Annotated in this window: 11 protein-coding genes; 5 read left to right on the top strand and 6 right to left on the bottom strand. The window is 66.5% G+C overall.

What is annotated here, in order from left to right:
- Window positions 1-272 precede the first annotated feature (272 nt).
- From B0I00_RS07395 to B0I00_RS07375, 5 genes are all read left to right on the top strand, one after another.
- The gene (locus B0I00_RS07395) at window positions 273-551 is read left to right on the top strand and encodes a hypothetical protein (RefSeq protein WP_100866752.1); all 279 of its coding nucleotides are present in this window, start codon (window positions 273-275) and stop codon (window positions 549-551) included.
- A 76-nt stretch (window positions 552-627) separates the two neighbouring features.
- On the top strand, window positions 628-1020 hold the full coding sequence (locus tag B0I00_RS07390; RefSeq protein ID WP_100866751.1) for a YkvA family protein: 393 nt from the start codon (window positions 628-630) through the stop codon (window positions 1018-1020).
- 67 nt (window positions 1021-1087) lie between these two features.
- Window positions 1088-2446, top strand: coding sequence for a phosphotransferase family protein (locus B0I00_RS07385; RefSeq protein WP_100866750.1), 1359 nt, complete (start codon window positions 1088-1090; stop codon window positions 2444-2446).
- 3 nt (window positions 2447-2449) lie between these two features.
- Window positions 2450-3736 carry an acyl-CoA dehydrogenase family protein gene (locus tag B0I00_RS07380; RefSeq protein WP_100866749.1) on the top strand — a complete coding sequence of 429 codons (1287 nt, stop codon included), beginning with the start codon at window positions 2450-2452 and terminating at the stop codon, window positions 3734-3736.
- Between the two features lie 72 nt (window positions 3737-3808).
- The gene (locus B0I00_RS07375; protein WP_100866748.1) at window positions 3809-6040 is read left to right on the top strand and encodes a DUF305 domain-containing protein; all 2232 of its coding nucleotides are present in this window, start codon (window positions 3809-3811) and stop codon (window positions 6038-6040) included.
- A 68-nt stretch (window positions 6041-6108) separates the two neighbouring features.
- Here the strand turns inward: B0I00_RS07375 and B0I00_RS07370 are convergent, their stop codons facing one another.
- The 6 genes from B0I00_RS07370 to B0I00_RS07345 all read right to left on the bottom strand — a co-directional run bounded on the left by B0I00_RS07370 (window position 6109) and on the right by B0I00_RS07345 (window position 14397).
- Entirely contained in the window at window positions 6109-7179 is a 1071-nt protein-coding gene (locus B0I00_RS07370; protein ID WP_100866747.1) for a serine hydrolase, read from the bottom strand.
- Window positions 7180-7314: 135 nt separating this feature from the next.
- On the bottom strand, window positions 7315-9267 hold the full coding sequence (locus B0I00_RS07365) for a potassium transporter Kup (protein WP_100866746.1): 1953 nt from the start codon (window positions 9265-9267) through the stop codon (window positions 7315-7317).
- Between the two features lie 222 nt (window positions 9268-9489).
- Window positions 9490-11127, bottom strand: a complete 1638-nt coding sequence (groL, locus tag B0I00_RS07360; RefSeq protein WP_100866745.1) for a chaperonin GroEL — start codon at window positions 11125-11127, stop codon at window positions 9490-9492.
- A gap of 47 nt (window positions 11128-11174) precedes the next feature.
- Entirely contained in the window at window positions 11175-11462 is a 288-nt protein-coding gene (groES, locus tag B0I00_RS07355) for a co-chaperone GroES (RefSeq protein ID WP_100866744.1), read from the bottom strand.
- 130 nt (window positions 11463-11592) lie between these two features.
- Entirely contained in the window at window positions 11593-12975 is a 1383-nt protein-coding gene (locus B0I00_RS07350; RefSeq protein WP_100866743.1) for an MATE family efflux transporter, read from the bottom strand.
- A gap of 285 nt (window positions 12976-13260) precedes the next feature.
- Window positions 13261-14397: an acyl-CoA dehydrogenase family protein gene (locus B0I00_RS07345; RefSeq protein ID WP_198519167.1), complete on the bottom strand. Its 1137-nt coding sequence runs from the start codon at window positions 14395-14397 to the stop codon at window positions 13261-13263.
- Window positions 14398-14533: the final 136 nt, after the last annotated feature.

The raw sequence follows: 14533 nt of genomic DNA, 5'->3' as shown, positions 1-14533 counted from the left end.
CGCCCCGAAATCGGCCCGTCCCAAAGCCGCGTCATACCGTCGCCACAATTTCCCCTTACCGATGACAGCATCCCGAAAACTGTGCATCGACATGATGGCGCAGCGACTTGTGCTTGCATCGGTCGCGGTTCGCCAGTATTTGTCCGCGCGAAGTCTACCGATAAGGTAGGCTTTCCGTTCGGTCGCACTCGCCGCAAGGCAATCTGCAAAAAGCAGGCCTGTGAAAGAGGCGTCCGCGCGTGGTCCACTCGCTGTTCTAAGGATTACTATTCATGCGCAAGATCGTTCTCGCCGCCGTCGCCGGCGCCGCCTTCGCCCTGTCGGCCTGCTCGGGCGAAAAGGCTGAAGACGCCGCTGCTGCCGCTTCGGAAGCCGCCACCGACGCCGCTGCCGAAGCTTCGGACGCTGCCACCGACGCCGCTGCTGCCGCTGCCGACACCGCCGTCGCCGCTTCGGGCGCCGCTGACGCCGCCGTCGATTCGGCTGCTGCCGCTTCGAACGCTGCTGCCGATGCTGCTGCTGCTGCCGAAGAAGCCGCGAAGAAGATGTAATCTTCGCCGTCTGGCAAAAGATCGGGGCGCGAGGGGAAACCTTCGCGCCCTTTTCTTTGTGCGCTAGGCTGCGGCTGTGACCTGGCGATCGACCCTCTCAGATTGGGCCCGGCGGCTGAAGGCCGACGCCCTGGCGCTGTGGCTGGCGGCGCGCGATCCTCGCGTGCCCGTGCCGGCCAAGGCACTGGCCCTGGTGGTGGCCGCCTATGCCTTCAGCCCGATCGACCTCATCCCCGATTTCATTCCTGTCCTCGGCCTGGTCGACGACCTGCTGATCGTGCCGCTGGGCATCTGGCTGGCGATCCGCCTGATTCCCCCCGCCCTGTTTGCCGATCTGCGCGCGCGAGCGGCGCGGATGGCGCAAAGGCCGGTCAGCCGCGGCGGAGCGCTGGCAGTGGCAATCGTCTGGCTTGGAATTTGCCTTGCCGCGGCTTGGTTCGCGCTGCCGTTCATCGGTCAAGGCGCTTGACTGGTTTAACCGCTCACTTAAACTGGCCGGGCGAGACCCCGAACCGGGGCGGAGAGGAGCCCCGCAAATGCCCCCTACCCCAGCCGACACTCTGGCTGCCGGATTGACCCGCACGTTAGGCCGCGTCGGATTGGGCGCACCATCGGGGCTGGAACGGCTGTCGGGCGGGGCCAATATGGAGAGCTGGCGATTCCGCGCCGGAAGTGAACTCCTGATACTGCGCCGCGCGCCCTCGGCCGACCTTATGGCCGGTCGCCCTATGGACCACGCGGCCGAAGCCCGGCTGATCCGCGCCGCGCGGGCCGGCGGGGTGCTGGCGCCCGAAGTGGTTGCCGAACTGGCCCCCGAAGACGGCATCGGCAGCGGCTACGTGATGCGCGCCATGCCCGGCACGCCCGAACCCAACACCATCCTCGCCGCGTCACAGCCGGCCCCGCTGATCGGCGACATCGCGCGCGAACTGGCGGCGATCCACACTCTTCCGGTCGACGGCCTGCCGGTACCGGTGATGGATACCGCGGCGGCGCTTGGCGAATTGAAGAGCCGCTTTCTGGACTATGGCGGCGACCGTCCGATCCTGGCGCTTGCGCTACGCTGGCTGGAGGACAACCTGCCCGCGCCCGTCGCACCGAGGCTGTGCCACGGCGATTTCCGGCTCGGCAACCTGCTGGTCGAGGTGGAGGGCGCTGATCGCGGCCGGCTGGCGGGCGTGATCGACTGGGAACTGGCCCATCTTGGCGACCCGCACGAGGACCTCGCCTTCGGCTGCATGACCGTGTGGCGCTTTTCGCGGCCGGACCGTCCCGCCTACGGACTTGCCACGCTGGACGAGCTGTTCAGTGCCTACGAAGCCGCCGGCGGACAGGCGATCGACCGCGATCGCTTCCGCTTCTGGACTGTCTATCGCACGTTCTGGTGGGCGCTTGGTTGCCTGCAGATGGGCGGCTTCTGGCGCGACGGCCACGACCGGTCGATCGAACGCGTGGTCGTCGCGCGGCGTACCAGCGAGCAGGAGCTTGACCTCGTGCTCCTGCTCGAAGACCTTGCGCCCGAGGTGGAGCGCCGCCGCCCCCTGCCCGCAGCCCTGCTCCCGGTGGTCCCCGGGACCGGCGAACCCAACGGCAGCGAAATGCTGGAAGCGGTGTCGGAATGGCTCAACAGCGACATGAAGGCGCTGGTCAGCGGGCGCGACAAGTTCAACCTGGCCGTTGCGCGCAACGCGCTGGGCATCGTCGCGCGCGAGATCGCGCAGCGCCCCAGCGCCACCGATCCGGCGCTGGCCACGCAATTGATGGCCGGCACGGCCGACCTGGCGACGCCCGGCCTGCTGGCCCGGCTGCGCCGCATGGCGCTCGACAAATTATCCGCCGACGTACCGAAATATCCCGCGCTGGCTGAAGCGCGGGCCCGCTGGGAAGGAAACTGAACGATGAACTTTGCGCTGCCCCAGGACCTCATCGACTATCTTGCCGAACTCGACCGGTTCATCGATGCCGAGATCACGCCGCTGCAGATGGCCGACGACAACAACCGCTTCTTCGACCATCGCCGCGAGTACGCCCGCACCGATTTCGAGAACGACGGCCTGCCCCGACACGACTGGGAAATGCTGCTGCGCGAAGCCTCGATCCGCGCCGACAAGGCCGGGCACTGGCGCTTTTCGGCACCCAAGAAATATGGCGGCAAGGACGGATCGAACCTTGCCATGGCGGTCATCCGCGACCGCTTCGCGGCGAAGGGCCTTGGCCTGCACAACGATCTTCAGAACGAGCACTCGATCGTCGGGAATTTTCCCTTCGTTGCGATGTTCGAACATTTCGGCACCGCCGAACAGCAGGAGGAGTTCATCCTCGGCGGGTTCAACCGCCAGCGCCGCGTCGCCTTCGGATTGACCGAACCCGACCACGGTTCGGACGCTACCCACATGGAAACCCGCGCCGTGCGCGAAACGCGCGACGGGGTGGCCGGCTGGCGCATCGACGGCCGCAAGATGTGGATCACCGGGATGCACGTCGCCACCCACTGCGCCGCGTTCTGCCGCACCAGCGGCAAGGACGGCGATGCCAAGGGCATCACCTGCCTGCTGGTCCCGATCGACACTCCCGGCATGGTCGTCGACGAATACATGTGGACCTTCAACATGCCGACCGATCACCCGCGGATGCATTTCGAGAATTGCTGGGTCCCGGAAAGCGCTGTGCTCGGTCCGGTCGATGGCGGGCTGTCGATTGCGCAGAGCTTCGTCCACCAGAACCGCATCCGCCAGGCCGCCAGCTCGCTCGGCGCGGCGACCTACTGCGTCGAGGAATCGGTCAAGTACGCCCGGCACCGCAAGCCGTTCGGGGCCGAACTGGCGCGCAACCAGGGGATCCAGTTCCCGCTGGTCGAACTGGCGACCCAGTGCGAAATGCTGCGCGCCTTCATCTACCAGACCGCCTGGCAAATGGACCAGATCCCGCACAAGGAGCTGGAGCACCAACTGTCCGACAAGATCTCGATGTGCAACTACTACGCCAACCGGCTGGTCTGCGAAGCGGCCGACCGGGCTATGCAGGTCCACGGCGGCATCGGCTATTCGCGGCACAAGCCGTTCGAACACATCTATCGCCACCACCGCCGCTACCGCATCACCGAAGGTGCGGAAGAGATACAGATGCGCAAGGTCGGCGCCTACCTGTTCGGCTACCTCGGGCCGCGCAAGGCGCTTTTCGCCTGAACGACTTAGGCCTTTTTCAATCCGGCGCTCCCGTGTTAGCCACCCGTCAACGGTAAAACAGGGAGTGTCCGGATGAGGACGATGATGCGGCTTGCCCTTGCAGGCCTTCTAGCCACCACAGCTACCTCGGCCCTGGCGCAGACCGCGCCGATCGTGCTGCCCGGCGCACCCGGCCAGCCCGGCCGCACGATCACGCCGGCCGACGCAATCAGGCTCGCCAACGCCAGCTATTCGCCCGCCGACGTCGCCTTCATGCAGCACATGATCGTGCACCACCAGCAGGCGGTCGACATGGCGGCGCTGGTCAAGACGCGGACCAACAATCCCGACGTCGTTTCCGCGGCCGGCCGCATCGATGCAAGCCAGGCCGACGAGATGAAGTTCATGCGAAAGTGGCTTGCCGACCGATCGGAGCCGCTGGCCATGCCGGCGATGAACCACGCCGCCCATGCCGGTCACGACATGGCGGCGATGCCCGCCATGGCCCCGATGAAGGGCATGGCGACACCGGAACAGATGGCAGCGCTGGCCAATGCCAGCGGCACGGCCTTCGACCGCCTGTTCCTGCAACTGATGATCGCCCACCACCGCGGCGCGCTCGACATGGTGCAGGACCTCTTGAAGTCGCAGGGCAGCGCCTACGACCCGGCGATGTTCCAGTTCACCACCGATGTGACGACCGACCAGAAGGCCGAGATCGACCGGATGAACAAGATCCTGGCCGGCTTGTCGGGCGATCCGCGTGCTACACTGAAGCCCGGTTTCCGCGACGCCGGCGAGGCAGCGCTCAATATGCGCAAGATCGCCAGCTTGGCCAAGCCCGACGGTTTCTTCGACCCCAAGAACCCGGGCGCGCTGTTTCCGCTGAAGGCCAAGAAGGACGACGAAGCGAAGAAGCCAGCGCCGAAGAAGGTCCCGGCCAAGAAAGCCGATGTCGAACCGCCCAAGCCCGAGTTTGCCGAGCGATGGGCCCTGCTCGGCTTCATGAACACCGACATCGCCTTTTCCGGCGATGTGATGGTCGCCGGCAGCTATCACGGCTTCAACACCTATCGCCTCGGCACGGACGGCGTGCCCTCCTTGGTCAGCTCGGTGGTCTGCCCCGGCGGCCAGGGTGACGTGTCGATCGTCGGCAACCTTCTGGTGATGAGCGTCGAGGAACCGCGCGGGCGCAAGGATTGCGGCCTTCAGGGCGTGACCGGGCGGGTCAGCGCCGACCGTTTCCGCGGCATCCGCCTGTTCGACATTGCCGATCTGGCCAACCCGCGCCAGGTCGGCCAGGTCCAGACCTGCCGCGGCAGCCACACCCATTCGGTGGTCGATGCAAACTCCCAGCGCATCGTGCTCTACGCCTCGGGCACGGGCCATGTCCGCGACAGCGCGGAACTGGCCGGCTGCGTTGCCGAAGGCGGCGATGACACCGCCCTGTTCAGCATCGACGTGATCGAGGTGCCGGTGGCCAACCCGGCGGCGGCCCGCATCGTCGACCGCCCGCGCGTCTTCGCCGCCGAAGGCAAGATCGCCGGACTGTGGCGCGGCGGCGACCACGGCGAGGGGACGCAGAACACCGAAGTGACCGACCAGTGCCACGACATCACCGTCTTCCCGGCGAAGAAGCTGGCCGCGGGCGCCTGTTCGGGCAACGGCATCCTGATGGATATAGCGGACCCGTTGAAGCCCAAGCGGATCGACGACGTGTCGGACAAGTCCTTCGCCTACTGGCATTCGGCCACCTTCAACAACGACGGCACCAAGGTGCTGTTCACCGACGAATGGGGCGGCGGGATGCGCCCGCGCTGCCAGGCAGGCGACCCACAGGCCTGGGGCGCCGATGCCTTCTACGGGATCGAGAACGGCAAGCTGGTCTATCGCGGCCACTTCAAGCTGCCCGCGCCGCAGACCGACAAGGAAAACTGCGTCGCGCACAACGGCTCGATCGTCCCGGTGCCGGGGCGCGATATCTTCGTCCAGGCCTGGTATCAGGGCGGGATCAGCGTGATCGACTTCACCGACGCGACCAAGCCCAGGGAAATTGCCTATTTCGATCGCGGCCCGATCGACAAGGACCAGCTTATCCTCGGCGGCTACTGGTCGGCCTACTGGTACAAGGGACGCATCTATGCGACCGAGATCGGCCGCGGGATCGACGTGTTCAAGCTGGAGCCCAGTGCATTCCTGAGCGCGGAAGAGATCGCCGCCGCCGAGGCCGCGATCTATCCCGGCAACGGCTTCAACCCGCAGACCCAGACCCAGGTTACCTGGCCCGAGGGCGTGGCGGCAAAGATAGCCGCGAGCCGCAAGTAGTCCCGCAATCAAAAGGGGCGGCCCGCTATCCGGCGGGCCGCCCCTTCTTCATGTCCGATGCTGGCGGTTCAGCGCGCGGCGGTGCGGCGGAAATTCGAGGCTTCGCTGAGATAGCCGTCGTAGATCGCGCGGGCGATGCTGGCGATGCGGCTGTCGCGGAAGGACTTGCCGCCCTGCCCCGTCACGTAGATTGCCACGGCGATGTCCCGGCCATCGGGCGTCTTGATGATACCGACGTCGCTCGACGTGTTGCTGAGGGTGCCGGTCTTGTGGAGCACGCGCGCCTCGCCGGGGAGCAGCGCCTTGAGGCGGCGCTTGCCGGTGACGCAGCGTTCCATCGCCGAAAGGATCACCCCGGTGCTCGACTGGCTGAGCCAGCGCCCCTGGTGGAGCCCGGTGAGCAGCTGGACCATGGTCAAAGGGGTCGCGGCGTCGCGCTGATCGACCACGCGGGCCGGGTCGTACTGGCCATCGTCGCGGACCAGTGTGGCGATGTCGCGGTTGAGGCTGAAGCCAGTCAGGCCAGCCGATTCGCGCACCCACTTGTTCACCGCGGCGGGTCCGCCGACTACGCGCAGCAGCGCGTCGGTGGCCTGGTTGTCGCTGTTGATGATCGTACGGTCGATCAGCTGCCAGGCAGTCATCGTTGCGCCGGCGCGGACCGGGGCAACGGTGCTGGAATACTTGGCCGAGGGAACCGGAACCATCAACGGATAGCGGTCGGACAGCGAAAAACGGCCCTGGTCGACGCCCTGGAGGAAGGTCGCGACAATCGCGAGCTTGCTGGTACTGGCCATCGGGAAGGGCTGGCTGCCGAGCACGCTGACCGTGCGGCCGGTGCCAAGGTCGGTCGCGGCGACGCCAATGCGGCCCTGGCCGGCATTGGCCAGCGCGGCAACTGTCGCCTCAAGGCTGGAGGCATAGGTCGTCGGGCCCGAAGGTTGCTGCCAGGCCTGGACCGGCAGGATCGACACCGGCGCCTTGACCACGCCCGGCTTCTGCGTCCTGGTTTCGACGCTGAACGCCTTGTCGAAGCTGGATTCGAGCTTGCCGGGCGCCGGGGCCGCGACAGCGGGTGCCATGGTCGAGCCGATAACGGCAAGAGCCGACAAGGCACGGAGGATCAACCCGTTCTTCATGACAATGACGATAGCCCGAACATGCTTTCAGTTTGTCTAACGGGCCGGTAACGAAACAGAGTCCTGCGACGAAACGCACTGTTATTGCGAGGAGATGCAGGAACCGAAGGGTTCACGGGTCTCCTCGCATAAAGGTCATATCGCGTATTGCGCGCCCAGTTCGATCACCCGGTTGGGGGGAATCGCATAATAGTCGGTCGGGTTGGCGGCGTTTCGGTGCAGGGCGATGAACAGCACGTCCTGCCACAGCGGCATGCCGATTTCGGCGACATGCGAGTACGAATTGCGCCCGATGAAGAAGCTGGCCTTCGCCGCGCCGGGGACCAGATCCCCGCCGCGGATCAGGTCTTCGCGCACGTCGGGCTGTTCCATGAAGCCATAACGCAGTTCGGCGAGAGCGAAGCGATCGTCGATGCGGGTCACGCTGAGTCGTTCGCCCGGATCGCACCACGGCTTTTGCAGGACCTTGACCGTGGCGATCAGGTTGTGGGCGTGCAGCACCCGGTTGTGCTTCAGGTTGTGGAGCAGAGCATGCGGCGTGTACTCGGGCCGCGCGGTCAGGAACACGGCGGTCCCTTCGACCGTGCCGAGCGGGCGGCGCGCCAGGATCGCGGCCATGTCGCGCAGCGGAACCGCGCCGTCACTTTCGAGGTCCGCCACGATCCTGCGACCGCGAACCCAGGTCCAGACGATCACCAGGATGCCCGCGCCAATGGTCAGCGGCACCCAGCCGCCTTCGACCACGCGCAGGATATTGGCGCCGAAGAAAACGAGATCGATCGCCAGGAACGGCACGATCACGGCAAGGCTGGCGGGCAGGCTCCAGCCCCAGCGGCGGCGCAGCACGACATAGGCAAGGCAGCAGGTCACCACCATTGTTCCGGTGACGGCAATGCCATAGGCTGCGGCCATGGCCGAACTCGACCGGAAGCCCAGGGTCAGGACGACGACGCCGACCAGCAGCAGCCAGTTGATCACCGGCATGTATATCTGACCGGCGTGCCCGGCAGACGTCTGGCGGATCGACAGTCGGGGCAGCAGGCCAAGGTGGATGGCCTGCTGGGTCAGCGAATAGGCCCCGGTGATGACCGCCTGGCTGGCGATGATAGTCGCCGCCGTCGCCAGCAGCACCATGGGCAGGCGCAGCGCGTCGGGGATCATGGTGAAGAACCAGTCCTGGTTGGCGAATGCCTGGCCGCTGGCGCGCGCGGCTTCCAGCGTGTTCAGCGCAAAGGCCCCCTGTCCAAGGTAGTTGATGACCAGCGCGGGAAAGACCAGCGCGAACCAGGCTGCACGGATCGGCACGCGGCCGAAGTGGCCCATGTCGGCGGTCAACGCCTCGGCACCGGTGACGGTCAGGAACACCGCGCCCAGCACGAACAGGCCAAGCACCCCATGGTTGGCGACGAAGCCCACCGCGTGCCACGGCGCGAAGGCTGCCAAGACGCCGGGATCATCGGCAACGTGCACCAGGCCTAGCGCGGCCAGCGCCAGGAACCAGACGATGCAGACCGGGCCGAACAGCTTCGACAGGCTTGCCGTCCCGCGCGACTGGACCGCGAACAGCGCGACGAGGATGACAAGGCTGATCGCCAGGATGCGCGTTTCGGTGAACAGCGCGCCCGCGCCAGGCAGGGTCTTGAGTCCCTCGACTGCGGAGAGCACGGACAGCGACGGCGTGATGACCGCGTCGCCATAGAACAGCGCCGCACCGATCGCGCCGAGTGCGAGGACCACGCCGCCGCGCCGCGCCGTGCCGCGCTGGGCAAGCGCCAGCAGCGCCAGCACGCCGCCTTCGCCGTCGTTGTCGGCGCGCATCAGGAATACCACGTACTTGAGCGTGACGACGACGATCAGCGCCCAGATCATCAGGCTCATCACGCCGAGGATCTCTTCGCGGACCAGGCCGTCCGAGGCCGCCTGGCCGAGTGCCTCGCGGAAGGCATAGAGCGGGCTGGTGCCGATATCGCCGAAGACGACGCCGATCGCCCCGATCGTCAGGGCTGCAAGGCTGTGCTGGTGGAGGGTGCCCGGCTGGGCGGGACTGGATGCGTCCGCGTCATCCGCGGCCGGAGTGCTCGTTGGCATGGGTTCGCGCCTTTCCGACGCTTGTTGCAGAAGGCGGCGCAGATAGGCGCAAAAACATCCGCTGCAATTCCGATCTTTGCAACGGCAGGTGCAAATTTCGCATGACCGGGCTTGGCCTGAATCGGACGAAGGCGTGTCAAGTGCCGTACGTGGCGCATGGAACGAAAAAGGCCGGGGACTTTCGCCCCCGGCCCGCTTTCCTTGTCGCTCAGGCGATCGGACTTAGAAGTCCATCCCGCCCATGCCGCCACCCGGCATCGGGGGCATGGCCGGCTTGTCATCCGGCTTTTCGCTGATCGCCGCTTCGGTGGTGATCAGCAGGCCGGCGACCGAAGCCGCGTCCTGCAGGGCGGTGCGCACGACCTTGGTCGGGTCGATCACGCCGGCCGCAACCAGGTTTTCGTACACGTCGGTCGCGGCGTTGAAGCCCTGCGTCTCGTCGTTTTCGCGCAGCAGGTTGCCGGCAACCACGGCGCCGTCATGGCCCGCATTGGCAGCGATCTGCTTGACCGGGGCCGTGATCGCCTTGCGGACGATGTCGATGCCCTTGGTCTGGTCGTCGTTGGCGCCCTTCATGCCTTCAAGGGCCTTGGTGGCATAGAGCAGCGCGGTACCGCCACCGGGGACGATGCCTTCCTCGACCGCAGCGCGGGTCGCGTGGAGCGCGTCGTCGACGCGGTCCTTGCGTTCCTTGACTTCGACTTCCGAAGCACCGCCGACCTTGATCACGGCAACACCGCCGGCGAGCTTCGCCAGGCGTTCCTGCAGCTTTTCACGGTCGTAATCGCTGGTCGTGGTTTCGATCTGGGCACGGATCTGTTCGACGCGGGCCTTGATGTCGTCTGCCGAGCCGTTGCCGTCGACGATGGTGGTGTTGTCCTTGTCGATCGACACGCGCTTGGCCTGGCCGAGCATGTTCAGCGTCACCGATTCCAGCTTGATGCCGAGGTCTTCGCTGATCATTTCACCCTGGGTCAGGATCGCGATGTCCTGCAGCATCGCCTTGCGGCGATCGCCGAAGCCCGGAGCCTTGACCGCCGCGACCTTGAGGCCGCCACGCAGCTTGTTGACCACGAGGGTGGCCAGCGCTTCGCCTTCGATGTCCTCGGCGATGATCAGCAGCGGGCGGCCCGACTGCACCACGGCCTCGAGCACCGGCAGCATCGCCTGGAGCGACGACAGCTTCTTCTCGTGGATCAGGATGTAGGGGTTATCCAGCTCGACGGTCATCTTGTCGGGGTTGGTGATGAAGTAGGGCGACAGGTAACCGCGGTCGAACTGCATGCCTTCGACGACATCGAGTTCGAATTCGAGGCCCTTGGCCTCTTCCACGGTGATCACGCCTTCCTTGCCGACCTTTTCCATCGCTTCGGCGATCTTCTGGCCGACTTCGGTGTCGCCGTTGGCCGAGATGATGCCGACCTGGGCGATTTCCGAGGACCCGGCGACCGGCTTCGAACGGGCGACGAGGTTTTCGATGACCTTGGTAACGGCGAGGTCGATGCCGCGCTTGAGGTCCATCGGGTTCATGCCCGCGGCGACCGAGGTCATGCCTTCGCGCACGATGGCCTGGGCCAGGACGGTGGCGGTGGTGGTGCCGTCACCGGCGAGGTCGTTGGTCTTGCTGGCGACTTCGCGCAGCATCTGGGCGCCCATGTTCTCGAACTTGTCCTTGAGTTCGATTTCCTTGGCGACGGTGACGCCGTCCTTGGTGATACGGGGCGCGCCGAAGCTCTTGTCGATGACGACGTTGCGGCCCTTGGGGCCCAGCGTCACCTTGACGGCGTTGGCGAGGATATCGACGCCGGCGAGAATGCGCTCGCGGGCGTCACGGCTGAATTTCACGTCCTTGGCGGCCATGATGATGTTCCTTCAGTGAATTGGGGTTTGGAAAAAAGCGGGGTCGCTCAGCCGATGATGCCGAGGATATCCGATTCCTTCATGATCAGCAGGTCTTCGCCGTCGAGCTTGACCTCGGTGCCCGACCACTTGCCGAACAGGACGCGGTCGCCTGCCTTGACATCGAGCGGGGTGATCTTGCCGTCTTCGGCCTTCGAGCCGGCGCCAACGGCGACGACTTCGCCTTCGGCCGGCTTTTCCTTGGCGCTGTCGGGGATGATGATGCCGCCGGCGGTCTTTTCCTCGGCCTCGACGCGGCGAACCAGCACACGATCGTGCAACGGACGGAATGCCATGGTGATAGTGCCTCTCTTCCAGTGATACGAAAGCTGTTGGCACTCTGTCCAGGAGAGTGCCAGCGCGGCGCATATGGGTCGGCAGTAAGGCCCCGTCAAGCGCGGGACGATGAAAAAAGTCGGCGGGCGGTCAGACCGCGGCGACCAGCCCCAGCCGTTCGCGGCGGTACCACCGCCAGGTCAGCAGTCCGGCCGTGACGACAAGGCCGAGGGCGAGGCCGACCCACACGCCGGCGCCGCTCAGCGGAGTGAAGAAGCCCAGCCAGATCGCGACGACGAAGCCGACCGCCCAGTATCCGAACAGCGCGATCGCCAGCGGCACGCGGGTGTCCTGCAGACCGCGCAGCGCGCCGGCGGCCACGGCCTGGGCACCGTCGAACAGCTGGAAGGCTGCGCCGATCGCCAGATACTGGACCGCAAGCGCGACCAGCGCGGCGTTGGCCGCCGCGTCGCTGTCGATGTAAAGCTGCAGGATGACGCGCGGCGCGAACAGCATGGCCGACGCGGTCGTCATCATGAACAGCACGCCGACCAGCAGCGCGCACCATCCGGCGCGGCCGAGCGCGGCGCGGTTGCCGGCGCCGAAATGGTAGCCGACCCGTATCGTCGCCGCCTGGGCGATGCCGAAGGGGATCTGGAAGGCCAGCGCCGCCAGGTTCAGTGCCAGGGTATGCGCTGCCAGCTCCACCTCGCCGATCCGCCCCATCAGCAGGGCGGCGCCGCTGAATAGCCCGGCTTCGGCATAGATTGTCGCCGCGATCGGAGCGCCAAGGATCAGGATCTGGCGCAGCCGCTGCGGTTCGACCCGCCACCAGCGGCCCAGCACGTGATAGCGCCGCAGCTTACGGTCGGAATAGATCACGACGAGATATGCGAGCAGCATCGCGGCGGAGGTCAGCACGCTCGACCAGGCCGAACCTTCGAGGCCAAGCGCCGGCATCCCGAGGTTGCCGAAGACCAGCACCCAGTTGCCGAGGATATTGGTGCCGAGCGCTACCAATGTGATCGCCGTGGCATAGCCGGGCCTGCCCAGCGCGGCGACGAACTGCCGGAAGACGCTTGCCATGATCATCGGGATCATCGCCCAGGCAAGGATCGCCATGAAGCGTCCCGCCTCGGCGCTGAGTTCGGGGTCCTGCCCCGACAGCAGCAGCAGCCGCTCACCGCCGAGGGTCACCGCCATGCCGGCAAGGCCGGTGCCGGCCGACACCCACAGCGCCATGCGGACCGAACGGCGCACTTCGCGCACCGCGTGGCGGCGCCGGCCAAGTTCGGCCGCGATCAGCGGCGCGCAGGCCCCGGCTAGCCCGGTAAGCCCCCACATGGTCAGCCCGAAGATCGAAATGCCGAGGCTCGATGCGGCGAGCGGGCGGTCGCCCAGCCGCGCGATGAAGATCACGTCGACCGCGTGGATCATCATCTGCAGTAGGTTGGTTGCGGCCAGCGGCACCGCGAGCACGAGCATCGCGCGCATTTCGGTGCGCCAGGGCGTCAAGGCAGGTCCATCCGACATAAAGCCGGCCCGGGTAGGCGCAGGAGAGCCGGTTTAGAAGCGGCCATCGGGTTATCCGGCAACTTTTCCCCACGACCGTGCGCCAAATGCCACATTTCCCGCCTGGCCATATGGACAGAAACGCACACTCGTGGTTCAACCGCCTTCGAACGGGGCCGGCTGCAAGTGGTGCCTCGACCGCCGATAAAACAGAGCCCTCGGCAACAAGCCACCGGGTCGCAAGAAAGGGATCGGAACGGCGCGGTTCCGATCCCTTTCTTTTTTGCGCCTGTCGAGGCCGCCCGATCAGGCCAGCGGCCAGCCCAGCGCGGTCCGCCCGGCAAGGTCCTGCTGGGCCTTCTCGGTCAGCGGATGGAACCGTGCCGCCTGGACGTCGCGCAACATGCGCTCCAGCCCGGCCTTGCGGTAGAAGCCCTGTCCTCCAGCCAGGTCGAGCGCCTTGCTGACGGCGGCGATGGCGTGGCGCCCGGCCAGGGTCCGGCAAGCGAGAGCCGCGCTGGTCGTCTCGGGTCCCGGCGCCCAGTCCATCGCGATGGTCACCTGGCGTTCGTGGGCGAGCCTTGCCGAAAGCAGTTCGTTGTCCAGTTCGCCGGCGATCTGCGCCAGCAGCGGATCGGGGCTGCGCCGCGCCGCCAGGGCTACCGCCTTGTCGCGGGCTGCTTCCGCCAGGCCGACATAGGCGGCATAGATCATCGCGAAGGCGATCTTCGAGATGACGTGGAACAGCATGTGCCATTCCCCCGCCGGACGCCGCCCGCTGATCGCGGCATCGGCAACGAAGACCTTGTCGAGCACAAGGTCGTTCGATCCCGTCCCCCGCATGCCGAGGACCTGCCAGGTGGCGACGCTGCCGACCCCCGGCGCCTTGAGCGGCACGCCGAAGTGCAGCACGACGCGGCCCTCCTCGGGATCGTCGTAGACCGCACTGGTCATCAGGAGGTCGCCGGCGGGCGAGCCGCTGGCAAAGGGTTTGCGCGCGGTGATCTCGAACCCGCCCTCGACCTTGACGGCGGTCCCGCCGCTGTCGAGCCAGTCGTTGCCGCCGCTCGACACCAGGATCAGGTCCTCGGCCGCGACACGGCGCAGCAAGGCCTCGGTCGGCGCGTTCTGGTGCTCGCGCCGCCAGGCCGCAGCGGCGATCAGGTGGCAGTGCATCGAAAAGGCCAGCGCGGTCGACCCGCAACCCTTGGCGATGGTGCGGATCACGTCGCACATCTCGGCGATGGTCGCGCCGCCGCCGCCAAGATCGACGGGGACCAGCGCCTTGAACAGCCCGGCCTGCTTCAGCTGGGCGAAGCCTTCAGCCACGAAGCTGTCGTCGGCGTCGTGCCTTTCGGCGTGAGCCGCGGCAGCCTCGGCCACGGCGCGGGCCGCGGCGGTCCAGTCGGCGGGTTTGAAGCGATCGCTCATATCGAGCAGCATGGTAGTCTCTCCTCCGGTTTTGATGGAGTCGAAATACCAAGCCGCAGGCAAGCCGGACTAGTTCAGATAGTGAAGCGCCCCGATACAGAAAGTGAAGCGAACCCTCGGGAATCGCCAAGCCGCGGATGGGGTGGTA

This window comes from Novosphingobium kunmingense (assembly GCF_002813245.1).
Lineage (GTDB): Bacteria > Pseudomonadota > Alphaproteobacteria > Sphingomonadales > Sphingomonadaceae > Novosphingobium > Novosphingobium kunmingense.
The sequence above is the reverse complement of the archived record's forward strand: the minus strand, read 5'-3'. Positions and strand labels throughout refer to the sequence as shown.

Excerpts from the sequence above, each read along its gene's own strand:
- B0I00_RS07395 (WP_100866752.1), top strand. The coding sequence starts at position 273 with ATGCGCAAGATCGTTCTCGCCGCCGTCGCCGGCGCCGCCTTCGCCCTG.
- B0I00_RS07385 (WP_100866750.1), top strand. The coding sequence starts at position 1,088 with ATGCCCCCTACCCCAGCCGACACTCTGGCTGCCGGATTGACCCGCACG.
- B0I00_RS07380 (WP_100866749.1), top strand. The coding sequence starts at position 2,450 with ATGAACTTTGCGCTGCCCCAGGACCTCATCGACTATCTTGCCGAACTC.
- B0I00_RS07375 (WP_100866748.1), top strand. The coding sequence starts at position 3,809 with ATGAGGACGATGATGCGGCTTGCCCTTGCAGGCCTTCTAGCCACCACA.
- B0I00_RS07370 (WP_100866747.1), bottom strand. The coding sequence starts at position 7,179 with ATGAAGAACGGGTTGATCCTCCGTGCCTTGTCGGCTCTTGCCGTTATC.
- B0I00_RS07365 (WP_100866746.1), bottom strand. The coding sequence starts at position 9,267 with ATGCCAACGAGCACTCCGGCCGCGGATGACGCGGACGCATCCAGTCCC.
- groL (WP_100866745.1), bottom strand. The coding sequence starts at position 11,127 with ATGGCCGCCAAGGACGTGAAATTCAGCCGTGACGCCCGCGAGCGCATT.
- groES (WP_100866744.1), bottom strand. The coding sequence starts at position 11,462 with ATGGCATTCCGTCCGTTGCACGATCGTGTGCTGGTTCGCCGCGTCGAG.
- B0I00_RS07350 (WP_100866743.1), bottom strand. The coding sequence starts at position 12,975 with ATGTCGGATGGACCTGCCTTGACGCCCTGGCGCACCGAAATGCGCGCG.
- B0I00_RS07345 (WP_198519167.1), bottom strand. The coding sequence starts at position 14,397 with ATGCTGCTCGATATGAGCGATCGCTTCAAACCCGCCGACTGGACCGCC.